Raw genomic sequence first — 22,544 nt, forward strand, 5'->3', positions numbered from 1 at the left:
AACATAATGAGAAGATGGAAACTGTCTGTTGTCATCGTTTTGATAACTGTTTTGTTTTTAGGGGCCTGCAAGAGTATTGAGGATTATGAAGAAGAACCAAATTTAGAAGTGTCGGATCCTCTGTCAAATGAAGAAAACGAGGAATTAAGGGTTCGTCATTTTTATTCTGAGCAGGATAGTAATCGGTTAACGGAAATGATAAAAAAAGTTGAGGAGAGAACAGGTGTTACTATGACACTGAACCCTCAGGGAACGATTGAGTATGAGGCACTTCTTAAAAATGAATTGTCTCGGAGGGAATTGCCACATATCATTGAAATTTACTCCAGTTCCTCCAGTTCTTTTGTTAGTGAAGAAAGAGATCATTTATTGGATCTGACAGACTTTCTAGAAGAAAGTGGACTGATGGATCAGTTTTATTCGTTGGATAGCTTTACAATAGACGACCGTATATATGGTCTACCCTTTAGTGGAAGCACAAACCATTTATTCTATAATGAAGAACTCCTTGAAGAATTAGGAGGAGTGCCGCAAACATGGGATGAATTCATAGATAGGATGGAGGAAGCGAGTCGCGCAGGCTATACGCCTATTGTCTTTGATGAGTATGGAAGTGAAATCCTCAGTTTGTTCGAAGGGGTTTTGCAACGGACAGCAGGCAAAGAGAAGATGGATAACCTTATGAATGGGCAAGCGAAGTGGACAGATGCTGAATTTGTTTTTGCATTTGAGGTCATGGAAAGCATGACAAAGATAGATGTTTCCCTATTAGGTACAGAGCTCGATGGAGATCCAATGGAGCTCATAGAGGCATTTTTAACAGAAGATATTTTGTTTATTTATACGGGTGATTTCTTAGCCAACATACAGTCTAGTGACGAGTTTGCTCATATGGACGGCAACATTGGGGTCATGGCCTTACCACCTGTACCAGGGGCACAAGGTGATCCGTCCTCTATTCCTGGAAACTTCCTATATGGTTTCGTCTTTCGTGCAGATGTAACGGAAATAGAAGAACAAATGATTTATCAATTTATTGAAACGTTATGGTCGGAAGAATTTCTGTTAGATTATAACCTTAATTATGGATTTATACCTGCCTTACGTGTCGAACCAGCTATGAACAATGAACTGTTACGTGAGGTTATCAAAAAAACGAATGAAGCAACTAGTGTGTTTCCTGAGTTGAGATCTGTCATTTCGTATGAGTACCAACAGGAAATTAGGAATGTATTAAAAGGTTTTATGGACGGTAAGCAATCTGTTAATGAAGCAACGGAAGCGTTGCAAAAGTACCATGAGGAGATACTTTCAAAGGTGGAGTAGTTACTAATCGTAATAATAAACCTGTTTAAAGACTATCAGCCTGGCAATGACTTATGCCATTATCCGGCTGGTGGTTTTTATTCTTCTTTATTAAATAACGCGTTACTTGATGTGATAAGTTGTTGTTCAAACTCCTTCTCAAGGTTACTCCCAATAAGTCTCATACCAATACCTCCTCATTAAGTAAAAGAAAACTATAAATATCCACAAGCAAATTTACATCTAGATAATTTGTTTGAGTAAATTGTTTATAGTTATCCCAAATCACTAGTCACTTTCCACAAAATTATCCCCAAAAAGCGTAAAAATATAGGTTATCCACAGCGAAAAATAGGAAGGTCTTTAAAAAATGTACATTTATCAACAATTAAGGAGTTTTAAGATAGAAAAAAGGAGAAAGAGGATGGCAAGGTAATACAACCTCATATCATCCCCTTCAACTTACTTATCTAACAAAATGTAATCGATTTCTTGAAAGCTATTTACTTCTACTTTCCATCGTTTTTCAACAAACGCTTGATGATCTGGGTGCTCATTATACGTTTGATAATCTTCTTCATTATTAAATTCCATCGAAAATCCAAAGTCAAAGTCTGTTTTGGCGCTAACTTGCTTTAGCACTTCAAAGTTTCTAACTACAGGAATAGCACTTAATATGTCTAATCCATCCTTTAAAAATGTCTTAGTTTCTTTTGACTCAAGAGGATGCTTTAACGTGAAAAATGCCATATGTTTAATAACACCGTTTTCCATAGAAATCCCTCCTTATAAGCTTTCGTATCTCAAAGAGTACCATTATATTATTACAGGTATTGGTAAGTAATGCAATAAAGGGAATCAACGCTAATATAATGATTTAGTAAATAATTTTCGTGAATGTTACGAATGGTTACGAAAAATTTAGATATACCCATAAAAATTAAAGAAAGACGTTGTTTTTTGTGTCAAAATATAAACTTGTTTCGGTTAATAGATGAAAATGCTAGATATCCGTGTTAAATTCATGTAAACTATTACTTAGAGTTTCGTTTGCGAAGCTACATTTGTTGTTACGAAAGCGGTTTAGCAAATTAAGTTAGTTTTTTTTAAAAACTATTGTACATAGGATAATTTTCAATAATGGACAGAATTTTTTATAAACGTTTAATAAACTACGAAAAAAAGAGGATTAGACTATGAACATTTTTATTACAGGTGCAAGTCGAGGACTGGGATATGAGTTAACAAAGGCATCACTTCAAGGTGGTCATAATGTAATTGCTGGTGTACGAAACATTACCGGCCAACTTCAATTGTTAACGGAACAGTTCCCTGGTCAATTAACTTTAGTAACGTTAGATGTAACTAGTGAAGAGAATTTAAGAACTCTTTCTGAAACCTTAAAACAAAAACAAATACCGCTGCATGCGATTATTAATAATGCTGGTATATTGTTAGGTCGAGGGCAAACAATAGAAACTCTATCCCTAGAAGAAGTCAAATTAACGTATGACATTAACGTTATAGGGCCAATGAATGTTATAAAGCATCTTCTCCCAATGATGTCCCGAGAATCACGGGGAGTTATTATCAACGTTTCGTCTGAAGCTGGAAGTATTACAAATGCATATGGTGGCGATTTTTCATATGCTACTTCAAAGACAGCACTTAATATGTATACGAAACAGTTGAGGAGTTACCTTGGAGAAACCATGATTCGTGTGTTTGCGATTCATCCTGGTTGGATGAAAACAGAAATGGGCGGAGACCAAGCGCCAGGGGACCCGAAGGAAAGTGCATCTGATATTCTTAGTATTGTTGAAGGAAAAACAACTATTCCTAATGACTCCTTCTTTGTCGATACTAAGGGTCAAAATATGCCTATTTAGTTTCATTTAATAGGCATAAATGTAACGATTCATATCATTAAACGGTTTTATCGGGGTAATACTAACCTTATCTTGTTTTATCTCGTTAAATATAAAAAATAAGGAGTGCATATTATATGGCAATTATTCAATTTCCGAAAGACCTAAAGTGGGGTACTGCAACCGCTTCTTATCAAATTGAAGGTGCTGCTCATGAAGATGGTCGTGGCCTTTCAATTTGGGATACATTCTCTAGAACGCCTGGTAAAGTATATAATGGTGACAATGGAGATATAGCGTGTGATAGCTATCATCGCTATGAAGAAGACATTGCATTAATGAAAGACTTAGGAATTACTACATATCGTTTTTCTGTGGCATGGCCAAGAATTTTTCCAAATGGAACTGGTGAAGTTAACCAAGCTGGGCTTGATTTCTATCACCGTTTTGTTGATGCTCTTGTTGAAGCAGGAATTGAGCCTATGTGTACACTTTATCATTGGGACCTTCCTCAAGCGCTACAAGACAAAGGCGGCTGGGATAATAGAGAAACGATCGATGCTTTTGTAAACTATTCAGAAGTGATGTTTAAAGAGTTCGAAGGGAAAATTGACAACTGGATTACTTTTAATGAGCCTTGGTGTTCGTCTTTCCTTTCTAACTTCATTGGAGCGCATGCACCTGGACATACAGATTTACAACTAGCTACCAATGTAGCTCATCATTTACTGGTTGCACATGGTAAAGCCGTTCAAAAGTTTAGAGAGCTTGGAATTAAAGGACAAATTGGGTATGCGCCAAACGTTGAATGGAATGAGCCATACAGTAACAAACAAGAAGACATCGATGCTTGTAAAAGAGCGAGTGCATTCTTTATTGAGTGGTTCTTTGATCCAGTATTTAAAGGGTCTTATCCGCAATTCATGATAGATTGGTTTGAGAAAAAAGGGGTTAAAGTTCCTGTCTTAGATGGAGACCTTGAGATTATCAATCAACCGATTGACTTCCTTGGAATTAACTACTATACAGGAAGTGTAGGCCGCTATAAAGAAAATGAAGGATTATTCGATCATGAGCGAGTGGACAGAGGATACGAGAAAACAGATATCGGTTGGAACATTTATCCTGATGGATTTTACAATGTGTTGAAATACATTTCAGATAATTATGGCCAAATCCCAATTTACATCACAGAAAATGGTTCTTGTTATAATGATGAGCCACAACAAGATGGCAAGGTACATGACTATGGTCGTTTAAATTACCTTCGTCAACATTTAACAGCATTAAACCGTGCTATCGAATCGGGTGTTAACATCAAAGGATATATGACGTGGTCATTATTAGATAATTTTGAATGGGCTGAAGGCTATAAAATGCGCTTTGGTATCGTTCATGTTAACTATCGTACATTAGAGCGTACTCCAAAAGAGAGTTACTACTGGTATAAAAAATTCTTAGAAAATAAATGGTTTGAAGTATAATAAATGTAGAAAAGGTGCCCTCGAGTGGGGCACCTTTTTAGTGATTAAAGCAGATTTTTCTAAAACGATATTGGACTATTCAAAATAAAACGGCTTTGCCATTTTATTCTGCTAAAAATTGTTCTATTAGTTTAATCGAGTTTTCAAAATGGTCTCTGTCAAGGCGGACGGCTGCAATCATGACTTCTGCTCTTACATCATGACCGTTAAATATGCTACTATCGGTAATGTCGATTCCATAAACCTTTTCTACTGCATCATCTTCAGTTTGTCCAGATATAAATCGATTTTCACTAACGGGCTCATTAAAATGACTCGGTTCAAGTTCTACAAATGCTCCAGTCCTATTTAATCTATCAAAATTTTCATAATCTAACACATAGACATCTACAGGATGAGTCGCAAGAATGACCGCACTTTTCTGAATAGCAGCGACATCAACAGCATCTTCACCTAAGGGTGAATAACTTAAATCGATACTGATACGTTCCCAGTCGGGTACATTTGCACTAATATAGTCTGCGATCCTGTCAATATCAGATATATAGTAATCACCAACAAACATCATACTAACGTCCTCAGGTGGAAGACTATCCAAAACGGCTTGTTCTTGCTTATGGTCCAAAAAGCCTTGAATAGATGTCACTAGAACAATAATAAATAAAACGGCAGCCAATGTGTGATATTTATAATAATAAAAGAAATGATCAAGTTTCTTTAATAATGGATGATTAAATCGGCGTGTGTCCTTTGGATTTAAAAATTCATCATCTTTATTAATATGGGCCCAAGCAATAGAATAGGCTCTGTTCACCTCTTCCAAACTAAAGGGCTCTTCATTTGTTTTGTTACTTTCGGCTTTGTGTTGTCTAATTAATAAAAGGTATTGAGCTTCAAGCTCTTGATTTGTAGCTGTTTCAGCTATCCCTAAAACCTCATACGCTTTTTTCAAATCCAACGTAAGTCCTCCTCTCAAAAAAGGCTCTATTAAATCATATAAAAAATATAGTTTAAATGGAACCCGTAGGATTTTCATTCACGAAAATGAATATTATTTCCCAGTAAATTAATTTTCTACCGATAAATGTAGGTTCTATCGTTAATAGTGTGCTAATTATCCCTGTTAATTAAAACACAATATCAGATATATGTTGACAAGACCCAAGCTTAAGTAAGCTAGTCAAAGTAAAATATGTATTACGATTCAGTAATCGATTACAGTCACCTAATCTAATTGTCTCATAAATAAGGGGAGAGCGCCATAAAAGGCGCTCTCCAAATTATAATCCTAGCACCAAGCTGCTCCAACAATTACTAACAGAATGAAGAGTACAACGATTAACGCAAACCCCCCAGTAAATCTGTGACCATAACCACTCATCGAAAGACCCCCTTTCATCTGACGATACTATATCGTATGAGAAAGGGGGTCTGTTTGATTAGACAGTATGAGAAAACAAACGAATGTACATGTTATTGCATTTGTTTGAGTTGATAGAATTCTCCTTTTTTGTCCATAAGTTCATCGTACGTGCCAACTTCCACACATTGACCGTTTTTCATCACGACAATTCGATCGGCGTCTCGGATCGTCGATAGACGATGAGCTACAATAAATGTCGTCCGCCCTTTAATGAGTTGGCGAATCGCTTGTTGAACTTTATATTCAGATTTATTATCTAACGCTGATGTTGCTTCATCTAATAAAATGACTTGCGGGTTACGAATGAGGGCGCGAGCAATCGCAATTCGTTGCCTCTGGCCTCCCGAAAGCTTGCCCCCATGTTCTCCCACTAGCGTATCTAACCCATTTGGCATATCGGCAATGACATCTGTAAGATTTGCCATTTCTACTACATCATTAAGCTGTTCTTCTGTAACACCACTGAGTCCATATGTAATGTTTTCTCGGATTGACCCAGAAAACAATACTGTCGTTTGTGGAACAACCGCTAATTTTTGACGATATGATTGCATATTAATGTCATCAAATGTTTTACCATCGATAAAAATCTGACCAGAAGTTGGGCGATAAAAACCGACCATCATGCTAAGCACAGTTGATTTTCCAGCTCCTGACTCTCCAACAAAGGCAATACATTCACCTGCTTTTACTTGTAAGTTAAAGTCATGTAATACATGCTTATCGGTGTCATGATAATGAAAATAAACATGCTCGAACGAAAAATGGCCTTCCACCTTATTAAGAATCTTCTGTCCTTGGTATTCAGCTGTTTCTTTTGATAGAAGTACTTCTGAAACAGAGATAATAGACTCATAGCCCTTAGCTAACTGAGGGTAAACATTTATGACATGATTGACCGACATTAAAATCGTTGTGAAAAATCCTTGATACAACACAACGTCACCAACCGTTATTTCACCGCGGAAGGCGAGAATTGCTGTGAAAATCAAGCAGAACATTTGGAACATTTGAAAGAGAACCCAGCTAGAAGAACCGAATAAGGCTTCTGTTAAATCCAATCTGTATCCTTTTCCTTTTAGCGTTCGTAAGGTGGAGTCTGTTTTCTGGATTTCTAAGTCTTCTAGTCCATGTGCTCTTGTGACAGGAATCATTTCCACAGTTTCAGCGACTTGCCCTGACATCGTTTCGATTTGTTTTCGGAATTCTCTATTTCTCTTTAATAGTTTCTTTTTAAAGATATACACAATAAAAAGACCAAGAGGAATAACCAAAATAAAGAATAACGCTACAAGTAAGTTTTTCATCGCGGTGATGGTAATCGCTACAAGTACGTTTGTAATGGCAGCAGAAAAGGTGAACATAATCTGCTTTGATAACATCTCTATATTTTCAACATCGCGAAGGACCTTTGCTTGAAGTTTTCCCGATCGTAATTCACTATGGTAGGAAATTGATAAATGTTGGAGCTTTCGAATAAGTGTACTTCGTAAACCCGCTTCTACATGTCTAGACGCTTTACTAAGAAAGCTAATATGTAACATTTGCGACGGAATGTTTTGTAAAATCACAAAAGATACAATAGCTAAGTTAATCCAGAGCTCAGATATACTATGGCGTTCTGGATTTGTAGCAATATCAATTACGTTTCCTGTTACAATAGGGATGACCCAAACAGGTGAGTGTTTTATCAGAAAGAAAAACAAAGAGAAAAGTAGATTTTTAATTTGACCTTTATACAAAAGAGAAAGGAAAGTCAGTGCCTTTCCCCTTTGTACATTTTCATTTTCTAATAAAGGTTCAAAATTTAAAGATTCGTTGTCGATTTTAGTTTGCAATAGTTCTCCACTCCAAGGTAGTTTTATTTTTATCTAACCACCGTCGTACATTACTTTAAGAAATAACATACAATGATCAGTTTATTCATTTAATAGGGCAATATGCTTTAGAATTAGGCTTTGATTTGTTGCCTTACAGAAACATGAAAGACGGTAATTTGCACAATGGCGATTAAAAGGATAAAAATAATCGGCAAGTAAGGAACCGTTTCTGTAAAAAATGGATAGACGATAGCAGTGATAGCGGCAAAAGCAGGAACTACAAAATGCATCGATAGATAAGCTTTTTGACAGGCTTTTGCTGTAATATACGCTTCCCTTTCATCGTCATCTAAAAATTCTTCAGGAATGACAATAATGCTTTTCCATGATTCTTTTCTACGTCTTCTTCGATAAAGATAAGTAGGAACTGCCAGAGTGATAGCTACTAGAAATAGTATAAATATCGGCATAACGTTTAATGAAAGATCAAATCCTTCTTGACCAGTCGTGACCACATGAGCGAATTCTGAAAATACATGATTAAAATTAACAAGAGCCCACCCAAACAATACGAAAATTAGAATGGTGACCCAATAACTACGAACCATTTTTTTCACAATGTTTCCTCCTCTAATGAAAATACATTTTCCATAGGCAGATTAAATTCACGGCAAATTAGAAGAGCTAGATAAGCAGAAGGAATATATTCGCATTTTTCAACGGCAGCTATCGTTTGTCGAGTGACTCCAACCTTATCGGCTAAATCACTTTGAGTAAAGTTAAATCGAGCTCGGAGTTCCTTTACTCTGTTATAGAGCTTTTTTTCCACGAACACACCCTCCTGGATAAACATGGTATCACTTTGTTTGTTAAGTATACCTAACATTATGTTAATTATCAATAACATATTTCATAAATGGGTGCGTTTTGAATCATATTGTGTGTCAGGCTATAGATTGACTTCACATTGGTAAGTGATATATTTTAATCATTAAACTATTTTAAAGGAGTAGAATACGGATGAATAAGTATGAAGAACTTATTGTGTCTTTAAAAGAAGTTCATGAACAGATGATTGGAATTATGGCTCCTTCAGAAGAGGAAGGCATAACCTATGGTCAAATGTTTTTACTTTTTTATATACATAGCCAAGAGAAAATTAAAACAACCGATATTTCCAATCACTTTGGCATTACACCTGGGGCAGCGACAGCCATTGCTGATAAGCTGGAAACAAGTGGATTAATTGAGAGAATTCGGGACATTAAGGACCGCAGAATTGTGCTTATTTCTCTTTCTGAAAAAGGAAGATTATATGTAGAAAGAAAGAAGAAGGAGAACATTAATAAAGTGGCTGAGGTACTTAAAGAGTTATCAGACGAAGAAATAGTAAGTGCGAGTAAAGCAATCCAAAAGATTTCTAAAACGATGGCAAAGCAACAAAAGTAGAAAAAGTGGGTCGAGGAGGTAAACTGTGGAACAGCTTGAAATGAAAAAGAAAGTAACAATTATGGTTGCGGTGTTATCTGTGATGCTATTTGCTGCCTTAAATATGACCATTGTTGGAACCTCTTTACCAAAGATTGTAGCTGATATTGGTGGGATGGAGCATTTTAATTGGGCATTCACGATTTATATGCTTGCATCTAGTATAACCGCTATTTTAGTAGGTAAGTTATCAGATATATATGGAAGAAAACCTTTTATCCTCATAGGAATCATTATCTTTGTAATCGGGTCACTCCTTTGTGGATTTTCAGCAACGATCGTGCAATTGATTATATTTAGAGGCATTCAAGGCTTCGGTGGCGGTATGATCATGTCAACGGCACTAACAACTGTTGGTGATTTATTTTCTCCTCGTGAACGAGGTCGTTGGCAAGGATTAATGACCGGAGTATTTGGTGTTTCGAGTTTGTTTGGCCCCACATTAGGTGGTGTAATTGTCGATAATATGGATTGGTCATGGGTGTTTTGGGTATTCTTACCCGTTGGTGTCATAGCCTTTTTCATGATACTTAAGCTATATCCAAAAACCGTTCAGAGGAATAAAGAAAAAATTGATTACTTCGGGTCGTTCGTATTATCCATTTTTATATTTCTATTGTTAATAGGCTTTAGTTGGGCAGGGACAGAATACGCTTGGACTTCTCTTGAAATTATAACTATATTTCTAGTTTCACTTGTAGCTTTAGGAATTTTTATACTCATTGAATTAAAGGTAGAAAGTCCAGTCGTACCTCTTCACTTATTTAAAAATAAAATAGTTTCACTCTCAAATAGCATAGCCTTTTTATCTGGAGCGGGGATGTTTGGTGTTATCATGTATGTCCCTTTCTATGTTCAAGGTGTACTCGGAAGAACTGCAACGACCTCAGGCTTAGTGGAAATGGTAATGACCCTTGCGTTAGTTGCGGCAAGTGCTCTATCGGGTCAACTCATCACAAAAACAGGAAAATATAAGAAAATAGCATTAGTAGGGTTTGCATTAATGGCAACTGGTTTTTTCTTAAATTCAACTTTAGCGGCAGATGCTAGCCTAGTTACACTAGTTATTCATTTACTTATTACCGGAGTGGGTTTAGGGCTTACAATGCCAATCTTCACGCTAACCGTACAGAATGCAGTCGAGCATAAATATTTAGGTGTAGCAACAGCCACTTCTCAGCTTTCAAGACAAATCGGAGGGACGGTTGGGGTTGCTGTCCTAGGATATGTGATGAGTTCAAAAATGACAAATGATTTAGTGGGGGCAACGATGCCAGAGTTACCATCCGAACAAGTAGAGCAGCTTCAAAGTCCAGAATTACTTATGGACCCAGACCTTGTAACGTCGGTACAAGAAACATTGCCAGTAGAAACTCACTCTGCATTTGAACAAGTGATTAGTATGATGCGAGAAGCATTAAATGTAGGCTTAACTACAGTGTTTTTTGTAAGCGGTGTTGTTATTGTTGTGGCCTTTTTACTTACCTTATTGTTAAATGAAATTGAGCTCCGAACATCCAATGAACCAGAGAAAGTTGATAAAAACAATTTGTAAAAGTATAAAAAAAAGTGGAGTAATATCATAGAAACTATAAAAATGTATAAATGCACCAAAAACCCTTCCTCAAATGTATAGTCACCTGTTACTATTTCAAAGTAAACCAAAAATATTTTTTTGGAGGGGACATAATGAATAAAAAATTATTATTATCATTAATTTCTGGTGTGTTTGCACTAAGTGTATTAGCAGCATGTGGTGGAGACGGTGTAGAAGACCCAGTTGATAGCAACCCAGTTGATGAGGTAGAAGTAGATGATACACCAGAAGTAGAAGTAGAGATTGAAGATACAGAAGAAGCAGCTGAATAAATTGTAAAAAAGCTAACAGAAGGGGAACCTTTTGTTAGCTTTTTTTATAAGCAGGGTGGGACAAAAAGGGTAAGATTTCATTATGTCGATCCTTCTAATCTTTCTTAACATATTTGTAAATGTAGTAACAAAAACTACATAAAGAAAATGAGAGAAATCAGTTGAGTATATAAGTATATAATTATATACTACTTATGGAAGTTTGAGTGAGGGGTGTATTACATGACTGAAATCGTAGAAAAACTAGGAGTGACAGATGCAAGTAAAGTTTTGAAATTGCTTGGTGACAAGACAAGGCTTACGATGATAGCGATTTTAGCTGAGGACGAATGCTGTGTTTGTGAGTTTGTTGAATTATTTCAAATGAGTCAACCGTCAGTAAGTCAACATTTACGAAAACTTAGGGACATTGGCCTTGTAGAAGAAGAAAGACGGGGACAATGGATTTTTTATCGAATTAACCGAACTCATGAAGCATTCCATTTAGTAGCAAATGTATTAGAGCATATCCCAAACCATAAGGAAAAGCTTGATATGCTTGAAAAAAAAGGGCTACGTGTGTGTTGTGATTAAAAGATTATAAAGGAAGTGGGGAAACAAACAGGTGACATCTATTATTTTAGCTTCCGTGATATTTCTGTTCACCTTAACATTAGTCATTTGGCAACCAAAGGGACTCTCAATTGGATGGTCTGCAACAATAGGAGCCGTGTTAGCGCTTAGTGTTGGCGTGGTTGACCGTGGTGATGTGGTTACGGTAACAGGCATTGTTTGGAATGCAACGTTAACCTTTGTAGCGATTATTATTATTTCATTAATATTAGATGAAATAGGCTTTTTTGAATGGTCTGCCCTACATATGGCACGAATCGCTAAGGGCAATGGTATAAAAATGTTCATTTTTATTTCTTTGTTAGGAGCTGTTGTGGCAGCATTGTTTGCTAACGATGGGGCAGCACTAATCTTAACGCCTATCGTGTTAGCGATGGTACGTGCTCTTCGCTTTAAGGATGCCATGATTTTACCGTTCATTATGGCTAGTGGCTTTATTGCAGACACGACCTCATTACCTTTAATTGTAAGTAATTTAGTAAATATTGTCTCAGCTGATTTTTTTGGGATAGGATTTATAGAATATGCGACTCGTATGATTATTCCTAACTTTTTTGCGCTAGGCGCTAGTATGCTTGTTCTGTATTTATATTTCCGAAAAGATATACCAGCTCAATATGACGTAAAACAATTAAAAAAACCAAATGAAGCAATAAAGGATAAAGGGTTATTTACTTTATCTTGGTATATCTTAGCATTCCTACTTATCGGTTATTTTGTAAGTGAATTTATTCAAATTCCTGTTTCATTTGTTGCGATGCCAATTGCACTTATCTTCTATTTTATTTTTAGAATGATGAGCGCGAAAAATGAGAAGCTCAGTTCAGCAGGGATAATAAAAGGTGCGCCATGGGAAATTGTAGTCTTCTCAATTGGGATGTATGTTGTTGTCTACAGCTTACGAAATGTTGGCTTGACTGAAATGCTTGCAGGAGTTATAGAGTTGGCAGCTGACCAAGGGTTGTTTATAGCGACAATTTCTATGGGATTTATTGCAGCGATTTTATCGTCTGTGATGAATAACATGCCAACAGTGATGATTAATGCATTAGCAATCGCAGATACAAACACAACTGGTGTGATGCGAGAGGCCTTAATATATGCGAATGTGATTGGCTCTGACCTTGGTCCGAAAATAACCCCAATCGGGTCATTAGCTACACTATTGTGGCTCCACGTATTAATGAAAAAGGGTGTAAAGATCACTTGGGGTTATTACTTTAAGGTTGGAATTATCCTAACGGTACCTACCTTATTTATCACGTTAGTTGGTCTTTATTTATGGTTAATAATTATTTTATAAAAAAGGGAGTAGTAAACATGTCAAAACCAATTATTTATTTTTTATGTACAGGGAATTCTTGCAGAAGTCAGATGGCTGAAGGATGGGGTAAAACATATTTAGGTGACAAATACGAGGTCTATTCAGCGGGGATTGAAGCACACGGGGTGAACCCTAATGCCGTAAAAGCTATGGCAGAAGTTGATGTTGATATAACAAACCAAACATCGGATACGATAGACCCAGAAATTTTGCAAAAGGCAGACCTAGTTGTAACGTTATGTGGTCATGCCAATGATGTTTGTCCAGCAACTCCACCAAATAAAGAAAGAGTACATTGGGGATTCGACGACCCAGCGAAAGCGGAAGGAACAGAAGAAGAAAAATGGGCATTCTTCCAACGAGTTCGTGATGAAATTGGTGACAGAATTAAGCAATTTGGTGAAACAGGGAAATAAGAAGAAAAACGCGAAGCTGTCTTTTCTTAGAAGCACTGAGCAAAGCCGCTACCATCTTTTAAAGTCAAACAAAAGTGGGGTTCTTTTGTTTGACGTGGAGTTAGCGAAGCCAGTGCTCTTCAGTGAATGACCCCAAATTTCTATACTTTTATCTTTTACTAAAAGGCGACTATGTCGCTTTCCTTATAGGAGTGAGTTTTAATGAAAGTGGAATTGTTTGATCCGCCAATGTGTTGTCCAACTGGTGTTTGTGGTCCTTCGGTTGACCCTGAATTAACGAGAGTGGCAACAGCTATTTTTAAATTAGAGAAAAATGGCTACAACATCACACGCTATAACTTAACTTCTGAGCCGGATGCATTTGTAACAAATGAGAAAGTTCAAAATCTGCTAGAAACAAAAGGGATGGATAGTTTACCTATATTTTTAGTAGATGGAGAAGTAAAAAAAGAAGGAACCTATCCGACTAACGAGGAGCTTGCCTTATGCCTCGGAGTGGAGCCTTCCTTGTTAGAGAAAAAGCAAGCACAATTGAATATAGAGCTACGATAAACCGGAGTAGGTGAAAAAATGTACAAACAATTTCAACCCACCGCACATAACCTAACTCCTTATCTTTTTTTTACAGGTAAAGGAGGAGTTGGGAAAACATCAACTGCTTGTGCCACGGCCGTTCATTTAGCTTTAGAAGGCAAGCGAGTATTACTTGTCAGTACAGACCCTGCATCAAACTTACAAGATGTGTTTGAAGTGCCTATTCATCGAGAACCTGTTCGCATTCCTGGTGTTACAGGTTTGTATGCTGTTAACATTAACCCAGAAGAAGTAGCAAAAGCCTATCGTGAGAGAGTAATAGGGCCGTATCGTGATAAACTGCCTGCACCCGTCGTTTCTCAAATGGAAGAGCAACTATCTGGAGCTTGTACCGTTGAAATTGCTGCGTTTGATGAGTTTACGTCAATTTTAACAAACGATCTGAAAAATCAAATGTACGACCATATCATTTTTGATACGGCGCCGACAGGTCACACGCTACGATTGTTGCAATTGCCAAGTGCATGGACTCATTTCTTAGACCAAACACCGCATGGGGCATCTTGTCTTGGACCATTAGCTGGATTAGAAGCTAAAAAAAACATGTACAATGATGCTGTAGAGGTGTTATCAGATAAGGCTAAAACAACAGTAATCCTGGTCACAAGACCTGATATATCTTCAATTGAAGAGGCCAATCGAGCTTCGAAAGAATTAAAAGAGGTTGGTCTTGAAAATCAATGGTTGCTCATAAATGGTAAGCTTCAAGAATATAAGAAAGATGATGTCATTGCTTCTGCCTTTTATGAAAAACAAGAAGAGGCGATTAAACATATTCCTAAACAATTACTGGATCTTACAACCTATGAAATTCCGTATGTCCCTTATCAATTGACTGGAATAGCATCATTAAAGTCGTTATTTACGAACGGGAACATCGAAAATCCAACAGAAAAACCCGAGATTATGGATATGCCAACCCTTGAGAACGTTGTGGTAAAAATGAGTGAAAGAAAAACGGGTGTTGTCATGACAATGGGCAAAGGCGGAGTGGGGAAAACGACTGTAGCTGCTGCAATTGCAGTTGGTCTTGCTGAAAAAGGACTCAAAGTAAAGTTAACGACAACTGACCCTGCCGCTCATTTATCGTATGTTTTTCAAAATACGATAGAGGACCGAATTACACTTAGTGAAATCAATCCTACAGCTGAGGTGGAAAAGTATCGAAAACAGGTACTTTTACAAGCAAAAGCAAAGGGTGTAGATGAAGAGGGTTTAGCCTATTTAGAAGAGGATTTACAATCTCCATGTACAGAGGAAATTGCTGTCTTTCAAGCATTTGCTAAAGTGGTAGAAGAGGCAGAGGATTGCTTTGTTGTCATTGATACGGCGCCGACAGGGCATACATTACTTTTGTTGGATGCCACTCAATCGTATCAAAAAGAAGTAGAACGAACAGGTGCAGACGTTCATCCTTCCGTACAAAAATTATTACCACGATTACGAAATGAAAAAGAAACTGATGTTGTTATCGTTACCTTACCAGAGGCAACCCCAGTATACGAAGCAAGTCGGTTACAGGATGATTTAAAGCGAGCGGGAATTACACCAAGTTGGTGGGTTATTAACCAAAGTTTAGCCGCAACACAAACAACAGACCCAATTCTACACGGACGAGCTTTATCTGAAGGTCGATGGATAAAGGAAGTAACTAAAAATAACAATCAAGTTGCTGTAATTCCATGGCAAGTTCATGGTACGATAGGATATGAACTTTTAAAATCGTTAGTAAACTAGGAGGAATATTGATGCAAATTACAGACCAGGCAAAAGAAACTTTGCTTGAAATCCTCGAAGAAAAGCAAGCGAATGGGATACGCATTTACTTAGCTGGCATGGGCTGAGGATCGCCTAAATTAGGACTGGCTCTGGATGAGCCAGAAGCAGAAGATAAAGTGGAAACGATTAATGGAATTCAAGTCGCTATTGAAAAAGTGATAGAAAGAGAAGCTGAACCTTTAACTCTTGATGTTCAAGAATACAATGGACAAAAGGGCTTTGTTTTATTAGGACAGAATGAGTGTTGTTAACTCAATGTTACTTGCCTAAAGTTAAATGTACTACTCATTTATTAACATAGAATTTTTATTTTTTTGATTTAAAAGGAAGGCTACTCATGGAGTCTTCCTTTTTAGTTATATACCAAGGAAGCGTATATTTTGGGGAATGGGGTATATGAATGGTATAATTAGACAAAATGAAAAATAAGAGGTGATATAATGGTTAGCAAAAAATTAGTGGAAGCATTAAATGACCAAATGAACTTTGAGTTCTATTCGGCACATGCTTACTTAGCGATGGCAGCATATTGTTCTGCGGAGAGCTTAGATGGATTTTCAAATTTTTATTTAATCCAAGCAGAAGAGGAACGATTTCATGCGATGAAGTTTTATAACTTTATCAATGCCATTGGTGAACGAGCAACAATTACTGGTTTTGATAAACCTAATAACAAATTCACATCAATATTAGACACCTACGAAAAAGCATTATTACAGGAAAAAGAAGTTACAAAACGAATTTATCACTTATCAGACTTAGCTTGGGACGAAAGAGAGCACGCCACAATTAACTTTTTAAAGTGGTTCATTGAAGAGCAAGTAGAAGAAGAAGATATGTTTGACACGATTATCCAAAAGTTAAAACGAATTGATGATGATAGCAACGCATTTTTCATGTTAGATGAAGAGTTTTCTAAAAGAACATTTGAGCCAGAAGCTGAATAGGGTCTAGGACAAAAGGGTGAGATAAAAGGTGAAAAAACCTGTGTCTCATCCTTTTTTTATCCTATTACCTTTGCTTTATTGTTTTCCTATAAAAGTGTTGTGTTTGTCTACTAAAATTGGTACAGTTTTCTTATACTTCTTTATTTTGTAACTACCATATAATTGAGTATTTAGTCATCCGACTAAAAAAATCCTAAAAAAATGAAACGTCTTGTTTGGAGTTCCGTAAGTATAGTATGTAATTACAAAGAACAGAAATGATGAGGAGGAATATTCATGTTTCAATTTTTTAGAAGAATCCGTACTTTGGTAAGTTCTGAGCTGCACAATATGATTGACAAGGCAGAAGACCCGGTGAAAATGCTAGATGAGTATTTGCGTGAAATGGAACAAGAAATCGCAGAAGTGGAAAGCTCTACGGCTAAAATTATGGCTGAAGAAAAGCTACTAAAGCGTAAATGTGAAGATGCTAGTAAAACAATTTCTATCCGTGAGGAACAAGCACTTAAGGCGTTAGAGGACAGTAATGAAGAGCTAGCGAGAAGAGTGTTAAGTGATAAAGCTAGACTAGAATCAGAGTTAGCGGAAATCACAACATTACATGGAAACGCAGTTGCACAAGTAGAAGACTTAAAAGGTAAATTAACAGAAATGAAATCTGAGTTCCAAGAGATGAAACAAAAAAGGTCAGCTCTTATCACTAGGGCACAAGCAGCAAAAGCCCAATCTCAGGTCAATAAATCGTTATCCAATATGAATAGCGAAGGCTCAAAACGAGGATTTGAAAGAATGGAAGAGAAGATTCTAAGGTTTGAAGCTGAAGCAGAGGCTAGTGAGGAAATGAGAGATACTTCAACAAGTTTTGATAAAGAATTAAAAGAGCTTGATAAAAAATCGGGTGTTGATAATGAACTCGAGCGTTTAAAGGAAAAGTTAGCACAAAAAAATCAACCTAAGGAATAATGACTATGGAGCTATTAGGCTATACGTTAGAGAACATATATTTAGCAGGACTTATCATTGGGGGGAGTTTAACTCTCCTCTATATCTTATTAGGTGATATCATTGAAGGTATGTTTGAATTCATACCTGAGGGCATCTTTAATCCGAGTCTTGTTTTATCATTTATTTCAATTTTTAGTGGAGCTGGTTATTTATTTGAAAGGCTATCAGCGATGAACAGCTTCGTCATCTTCTTTTTTTCTGGTGGTATAGCTTTTTTAGTAGTGACACTATTAAATATCTTTGTCTTTATCCCACTTTCTAATGCAGAAGAGTCACTGGCGTATTCAGATGAAGATTTAAAGGGACGAATAGGGAAAGTGATTGTTACAATCCCAGCAGATGGTTTTGGTGAAGTTATCATTGAAAGCAAAACGCTTCGCATTGCCAAATCTGCACGTAGCTTTGATGGGGTCGATATTCCATATGATAGCGAAGTCCTAGTCATTGACGTGAACCAAGGAGTTCTACATGTTACAAAACATGAGAAACTATAAAAGTAAGAAATAAAAAGGAGGATATGAATGGGAACAATGGAACCAATTTTTATCGTAATAGGCGTTTTAGTTGTTATTGTTTTAGCACTTATTGGAGTTTTTGTTTCAAAATACAGAACTGCTGGACCAGATGAAGCCCTAATTGTTACAGGAAGTTACTTAGGAAAGAAAAATGTAAATATTGATGAAGCGGGAAATCGAATTAAAATTGTTCGAGGTGGAGGTACTTTCATTCTACCGGTTTTTCAACAAGCCAAACCTCTGAGTCTATTATCTAGTAAACTAGATGTTTCGACTCCAGAAGTATACACGGAACAAGGTGTACCTGTTATGGCAGATGGAACAGCCATCATAAAAATTGGAGGTTCTATAAGCGAAATTGCCACAGCTGCTGAGCAATTTTTAGGAAAGACAAAACAAGACCGTGAACAAGAAGCGAAGGAAGTATTAGAAGGACATCTTCGTTCGATTTTGGGTTCAATGACCGTTGAGGAAATTTATAAGAACCGTGAGAAGTTTTCACAAGAAGTGCAAAAGGTAGCCTCACAGGACTTAGCGAAAATGGGGCTAGTCATCGTTTCCTTTACGATTAAAGATGTTCGTGACCCGAATGGGTATTTAGATTCGTTAGGAAAACCTAGAATCGCTCAAGTGAAGCGTGATGCTGATATAGCCACTGCTGAAGCGATTAAAGAAACAAGAATTAAGCAGGCTGAGGCAGAGAAAGAAGCGAAGCGTTCAGAGCTTGAAAGAGCAACTGAAATTGCCGAGGCTGAAAAATCCAATCAATTAAAAGTAGCTGAATTTAGAACTGAGCAAGACAGAGCGAAAGCCCGTGCCGACCAAGCTTATCATCTAGAAGAAGCACGTTCGAAGCAAGATGTAATGGAACAACAAATGCAAATTCAAATCATCGAGCGTCAAAAGCAAATTGAACTCGAAGAAAAAGAAATTGCTCGTCGTGAAAAGCAGTATGATTCTGAAGTGAAAAAGAAAGCAGATGCAGACCGTTATGCTGTAGAACAAGCAGCCGAAGCAGATAAACGTAAACAACTTGCTGAGGCAGATGCTAATAAATATCGTATTGAAGCTCAAGCGAAAGCAGAAGCTGAAAAAATTCGTATCGATGGTTTAGCTAAAGCAGAAGCTGAAAAAGCACAAGGGGAAGCAGAAGCAGAAGTTATCCGCTTGAAAGGTCTTGCTGAAGCCGAAGCGAAAGAAAAAATTGCTGAAGCTTATGAGAAGTATGGTGAGGCTGCAATGCTCGATATGATTTTAGAAATGTTGCCTTCTTACGCTAAAGAAGTCGCAAGTCCATTATCGAATATTGAGAAGATTACTGTTGTTGACACAGGAGGTAGCGGTAAAAACAGTGGTGCAAACAAAATTACAGGTTACGCTACCGACTTAATGAGTTCGCTTCAGGAATCACTTAAAGCATCATCTGGAATTGATGTGAAGGAATTAATTGAGAACTTCTCAGGTAAAGCGAATGTGCGACAAAGCATAGACCAATTAACTGAAGAAGTTAGAAGTAAACAAGAAGTGTCAACAGAGACTGTAGAAGAGAAGTAATTTATATGGAGGCAATGAGGTTAAATTTACACTTCATTGCCTCTTTTATTTCTAACTAGGAAGGATAATCCTATTAAATAGCTAATAGTTAATAAGAGAATTAACTTTAAACAAGCAGGAGTGGTTACTATGCAAAAGACAATAAAATGGGGAATCCTTGGGAATGCTGGTATTGCCAGAAGTGTCATGATTCCTACTATAAAAGAAACAGAGAACAACGAAGTATGGGCTATTGCTAGCTCAAGTGGTTCTGCGCAAAAAACAGCAGATGAATTTGGAATTCCAACAGTCTATAACTCGTATGTTGAATTGTTAGAAGACACAGAGATTGATGCAGTCTATATTCCACTTCCAAATTCGTTACATAAAGAATGGGTCATCAAGGCGGCAAATTATAAAAAGCATGTCCTATGTGAAAAACCAGCAGCTATCACTTCAGCTGAAGTTGAAGAAATGGGACAAGCATGCCGTGATAACGGAGTTATTTTTATGGAAGCCTTTATGTATCAATTTCACCCACAGCATCATCGAGTCAAAGAAATTATTCAGTCAGGTGAAATAGGCGAATTGAAAGCAATTGATTCGGTATTCTCATTTGTGCTTGATATTGAACAAGAAAACATTCGTTTGAAAAAGGAAACAGGTGGGGGAAGCTTATTTGATGTAGGATGCTACTGTTTGCATGTCAGTCGCTTGTTAACGGAAAGTGAGCCAGAAAGTGTCTATGTTTCCGCAGAGCTTAACGAAGAAGGCGTCGATATTTCAGCATTTGGTACACTTCATTTTCCTGGGAATGTAACGGCTACGTTCCGCAGTAGCTTTCAACACTTCTTCCAAGAACAGTATACAGTTATCGGAAAAAAAGGAGTCATTCACGTCCCGGTTGCTTTTCGACCAGATAACCAAGGTGGAGTTGCTAAAATAATCATTAAGTCTGATGATGGTGAACGTGAAGAGTTGGTTACAGGTCATCAGTACATTGAACAGATCGAACACTTCTCTAATAGCATCCTCTCAGGAACGGAGCCAGCTTACTCCAGTGATAAAACGGTTTTAAATATGAAAACCGTCGAAGCGTGTTTAAAATCAATTGAACGAAAAGAAGTCGTTTTTTTATAAGAAAAAAGCAATGCAAGTGGACTATCCACCTTGCTTTGCTTTTTTAGTGTGTTTTCCTAATGCTTTGAGTTTGGTTGCTCAACAATTGACGATATTAAATGCATAGGAGACATCTCTCCTCTTGAGAACCAGCTGACTAATCTTTGAGAAGGTAACAGTTTTTCGGTTATAGACTCTAGCGAATAGCCTTCTTTTTTTAAATCGAGCGTTTCTTGCATAAGCCATTGTAAGTATTCCTTTTTGGCAAGTAGACCTTCCTTCCCGTCCTCTACAATCCCGACATGGCCACAGAACAGGGTGTCAAAGTTATATTTTACGACTTTATCTATGGATTCAATTAATTGAGGAACCGATTCATTTCTCATTCCATACAATAATCGTCTTCCTAAGAATAGATCACCAGAGAATAACCATTTTTGGTCTTCTTCTACAATTGTAATGTGATCTTCTGAGTGACCTGGAGTTTCTACAATCGAAAAATGAAAATGGTTTGTTTTTAATTCATTGTGTAGAGGAAGACTTGAAATCGTTTCTAAGTGACCCCAAATGAGTTTACGATAAAGTGGGATATGAGCTTGTCCCAGTTTTATTGCTGTTGCAGGGTTCATATAGACAGGTACATTTCGTTCCTTTGAAATCCAGGCAGCATTTCCTGTATGGTCTTCATGATAGTGAGTAATTACAATCCCTGTAATATGAAGGGTTTTAATAAACTTTTGTAAGTCCTTTCTTGCACAAGGTGGACCGGTATCAATTAAAAGTCCGTCAATATAGTAACAACAATAGGTGAACTTTCGTCCGAAACGATAAATAGACCCTTGTAAACATTGAACAGGACCAAATCTACGAATTTGAAAAGCGGTTTTCATCTTACTCCTCCGTTAAATGAATGACTATTGGCAGTATAGCATATTATAGCCATTCATCAACAGATGTTCTATTGCTTAGGTGGAACAAATAAAGAGTCTAGGATATCACCAACTGGCATATGACGAATTTCCCGCATCAGTTCATCCATCCCCCCTGCTACATTACCCTGTAATAAGATTTGAACTGTTTTATCTTTGTCTAAGAGGATAGATTGAACACGTAATGAATTTGTCAGAATAGCTGCAATTATAGCGATTTGTTCAGGAGAAAGGTTCATTCCCCGTTTTTTTGCGAAGGCTTTAAAGGACGCATAAGGGTCACTCCCGTGTGAACCTCGGTGGCTCATGACAAACACCATCCTATCTTATGTTTAATCTTGGTCAAATAATAATAGGGGACTTGCAGGAGCGTCGTGCCCTTCTCTTTTTGGGCCAAAAACAAATGAAATGACAATAAATAACGTAACAACTAGTAAAACTGTTTTTGAAAATCTCATAGATTGCCTCCATACCTTTACTCAGCTCTAATTCCCTCGTGTTAGTTTATGCAAGC

26 protein-coding genes are annotated in these 22,544 nt (G+C 37.1%); 17 read left to right on the plus strand and 9 right to left on the minus strand.

Annotation, left to right across the window (positions count from 1 at the left end):
- Positions 1-6: 6 nt before the first annotated feature.
- The gene (locus BK585_RS00615; RefSeq protein ID WP_078551223.1) at positions 7-1,326 is read left to right on the plus strand and encodes an ABC transporter substrate-binding protein; all 1,320 of its coding nucleotides are present in this window, start codon (positions 7-9) and stop codon (positions 1,324-1,326) included.
- A 441-nt stretch (positions 1,327-1,767) separates the two neighbouring features.
- Here the strand turns inward: BK585_RS00615 and BK585_RS00620 are convergent, their stop codons facing one another.
- Positions 1,768-2,079 carry a Dabb family protein gene (locus BK585_RS00620; protein WP_078551224.1) on the minus strand — a complete coding sequence of 104 codons (312 nt, stop codon included), beginning with the start codon at positions 2,077-2,079 and terminating at the stop codon, positions 1,768-1,770.
- Positions 2,080-2,501: 422 nt separating this feature from the next.
- Between BK585_RS00620 and BK585_RS00625 the strand changes: the two genes are divergently transcribed.
- Together BK585_RS00625 and BK585_RS00630 are read left to right on the plus strand one after the other, a co-directional pair.
- Complete coding sequence (locus BK585_RS00625; protein ID WP_078551225.1) at positions 2,502-3,194, plus strand: SDR family oxidoreductase; 693 nt, start codon at positions 2,502-2,504, stop codon at positions 3,192-3,194.
- A 116-nt stretch (positions 3,195-3,310) separates the two neighbouring features.
- Positions 3,311-4,657, plus strand: coding sequence for a GH1 family beta-glucosidase (locus BK585_RS00630; protein ID WP_078551226.1), 1,347 nt, complete (start codon positions 3,311-3,313; stop codon positions 4,655-4,657).
- Between the two features lie 103 nt (positions 4,658-4,760).
- Here the strand turns inward: BK585_RS00630 and BK585_RS00635 are convergent, their stop codons facing one another.
- The 5 genes from BK585_RS00635 to BK585_RS00655 all read right to left on the minus strand — a co-directional run bounded on the left by BK585_RS00635 (position 4,761) and on the right by BK585_RS00655 (position 8,729).
- Positions 4,761-5,615, minus strand: coding sequence for a hypothetical protein (locus BK585_RS00635; protein ID WP_078551227.1), 855 nt, complete (start codon positions 5,613-5,615; stop codon positions 4,761-4,763).
- A 330-nt stretch (positions 5,616-5,945) separates the two neighbouring features.
- Complete coding sequence (locus tag BK585_RS00640; RefSeq protein WP_139367471.1) at positions 5,946-6,038, minus strand: YjcZ family sporulation protein; 93 nt, start codon at positions 6,036-6,038, stop codon at positions 5,946-5,948.
- A 92-nt stretch (positions 6,039-6,130) separates the two neighbouring features.
- Positions 6,131-7,918, minus strand: a complete 1,788-nt coding sequence (locus BK585_RS00645; RefSeq protein WP_078551229.1) for an ABC transporter ATP-binding protein — start codon at positions 7,916-7,918, stop codon at positions 6,131-6,133.
- A gap of 113 nt (positions 7,919-8,031) precedes the next feature.
- The gene (locus BK585_RS00650) at positions 8,032-8,517 is read right to left on the minus strand and encodes a hypothetical protein (RefSeq protein ID WP_078551230.1); all 486 of its coding nucleotides are present in this window, start codon (positions 8,515-8,517) and stop codon (positions 8,032-8,034) included.
- On the minus strand, positions 8,514-8,729 hold the full coding sequence (locus tag BK585_RS00655; protein ID WP_245805760.1) for a helix-turn-helix transcriptional regulator: 216 nt from the start codon (positions 8,727-8,729) through the stop codon (positions 8,514-8,516). The genes BK585_RS00650 and BK585_RS00655 overlap by 4 nt, the downstream gene beginning before the upstream one ends.
- A gap of 191 nt (positions 8,730-8,920) precedes the next feature.
- On the opposite strand from BK585_RS00655, the gene BK585_RS00660 reads away from it, so the two are divergent.
- The 14 genes from BK585_RS00660 (at position 8,921) to BK585_RS00720 (ending at position 21,122) form a co-directional block, all read left to right on the plus strand.
- Positions 8,921-9,349 (plus strand): MarR family winged helix-turn-helix transcriptional regulator, encoded by a 429-nt coding sequence (locus tag BK585_RS00660; protein ID WP_078551232.1) that lies wholly within the window; start codon positions 8,921-8,923, stop codon positions 9,347-9,349.
- A gap of 25 nt (positions 9,350-9,374) precedes the next feature.
- A complete protein-coding gene (locus BK585_RS00665; RefSeq protein ID WP_078551233.1) occupies positions 9,375-10,943 on the plus strand; it encodes an MDR family MFS transporter in 1,569 nt (522 codons plus the stop codon).
- 134 nt (positions 10,944-11,077) lie between these two features.
- The gene (locus BK585_RS00670; RefSeq protein ID WP_078551234.1) at positions 11,078-11,257 is read left to right on the plus strand and encodes a hypothetical protein; all 180 of its coding nucleotides are present in this window, start codon (positions 11,078-11,080) and stop codon (positions 11,255-11,257) included.
- A 222-nt stretch (positions 11,258-11,479) separates the two neighbouring features.
- Complete coding sequence (locus BK585_RS00675; RefSeq protein WP_078551235.1) at positions 11,480-11,830, plus strand: ArsR/SmtB family transcription factor; 351 nt, start codon at positions 11,480-11,482, stop codon at positions 11,828-11,830.
- 31 nt (positions 11,831-11,861) lie between these two features.
- Complete coding sequence (locus BK585_RS00680; protein WP_078551236.1) at positions 11,862-13,172, plus strand: arsenic transporter; 1,311 nt, start codon at positions 11,862-11,864, stop codon at positions 13,170-13,172.
- 17 nt (positions 13,173-13,189) lie between these two features.
- Positions 13,190-13,609 (plus strand): arsenate reductase (thioredoxin), encoded by a 420-nt coding sequence (gene arsC / locus BK585_RS00685; protein WP_078551237.1) that lies wholly within the window; start codon positions 13,190-13,192, stop codon positions 13,607-13,609.
- 201 nt (positions 13,610-13,810) lie between these two features.
- On the plus strand, positions 13,811-14,161 hold the full coding sequence (arsD, locus tag BK585_RS00690) for an arsenite efflux transporter metallochaperone ArsD (RefSeq protein ID WP_078551238.1): 351 nt from the start codon (positions 13,811-13,813) through the stop codon (positions 14,159-14,161).
- A gap of 18 nt (positions 14,162-14,179) precedes the next feature.
- Complete coding sequence (gene arsA, locus BK585_RS00695) at positions 14,180-15,940, plus strand: arsenical pump-driving ATPase (protein ID WP_078551239.1); 1,761 nt, start codon at positions 14,180-14,182, stop codon at positions 15,938-15,940.
- 11 nt (positions 15,941-15,951) lie between these two features.
- Positions 15,952-16,233 (plus strand): HesB-like (seleno)protein, encoded by a 282-nt coding sequence (locus tag BK585_RS24955; protein ID WP_472924273.1) that lies wholly within the window; start codon positions 15,952-15,954, stop codon positions 16,231-16,233.
- A gap of 189 nt (positions 16,234-16,422) precedes the next feature.
- The gene (locus BK585_RS00700; protein WP_078551240.1) at positions 16,423-16,929 is read left to right on the plus strand and encodes a ferritin; all 507 of its coding nucleotides are present in this window, start codon (positions 16,423-16,425) and stop codon (positions 16,927-16,929) included.
- 276 nt (positions 16,930-17,205) lie between these two features.
- Positions 17,206-17,892: a PspA/IM30 family protein gene (locus BK585_RS00705; RefSeq protein WP_078551241.1), complete on the plus strand. Its 687-nt coding sequence runs from the start codon at positions 17,206-17,208 to the stop codon at positions 17,890-17,892.
- Between the two features lie 5 nt (positions 17,893-17,897).
- On the plus strand, positions 17,898-18,428 hold the full coding sequence (locus BK585_RS00710; protein WP_078551242.1) for an NfeD family membrane protein: 531 nt from the start codon (positions 17,898-17,900) through the stop codon (positions 18,426-18,428).
- Between the two features lie 36 nt (positions 18,429-18,464).
- Positions 18,465-20,003, plus strand: coding sequence for a flotillin family protein (locus BK585_RS00715; protein ID WP_139367624.1), 1,539 nt, complete (start codon positions 18,465-18,467; stop codon positions 20,001-20,003).
- Between the two features lie 129 nt (positions 20,004-20,132).
- Positions 20,133-21,122, plus strand: a complete 990-nt coding sequence (locus tag BK585_RS00720; RefSeq protein WP_078551244.1) for a Gfo/Idh/MocA family protein — start codon at positions 20,133-20,135, stop codon at positions 21,120-21,122.
- A gap of 56 nt (positions 21,123-21,178) precedes the next feature.
- Here the strand turns inward: BK585_RS00720 and BK585_RS00725 are convergent, their stop codons facing one another.
- The 3 genes from BK585_RS00725 to BK585_RS24565 all read right to left on the minus strand — a co-directional run bounded on the left by BK585_RS00725 (position 21,179) and on the right by BK585_RS24565 (position 22,488).
- Positions 21,179-21,991 carry an MBL fold metallo-hydrolase gene (locus tag BK585_RS00725; protein ID WP_078551245.1) on the minus strand — a complete coding sequence of 271 codons (813 nt, stop codon included), beginning with the start codon at positions 21,989-21,991 and terminating at the stop codon, positions 21,179-21,181.
- A 68-nt stretch (positions 21,992-22,059) separates the two neighbouring features.
- The gene (locus BK585_RS00730) at positions 22,060-22,338 is read right to left on the minus strand and encodes a hypothetical protein (RefSeq protein WP_078551246.1); all 279 of its coding nucleotides are present in this window, start codon (positions 22,336-22,338) and stop codon (positions 22,060-22,062) included.
- 24 nt (positions 22,339-22,362) lie between these two features.
- Positions 22,363-22,488 (minus strand): hypothetical protein, encoded by a 126-nt coding sequence (locus BK585_RS24565; protein WP_281248854.1) that lies wholly within the window; start codon positions 22,486-22,488, stop codon positions 22,363-22,365.
- Positions 22,489-22,544 lie beyond the last annotated feature (56 nt).

It is taken from the genome of Bacillus alkalicellulosilyticus (assembly GCF_002019795.1).
GTDB classification, from domain to species: Bacteria; Bacillota; Bacilli; order Bacillales; family Bacillaceae_F; genus Bacillus_AO; species Bacillus_AO alkalicellulosilyticum.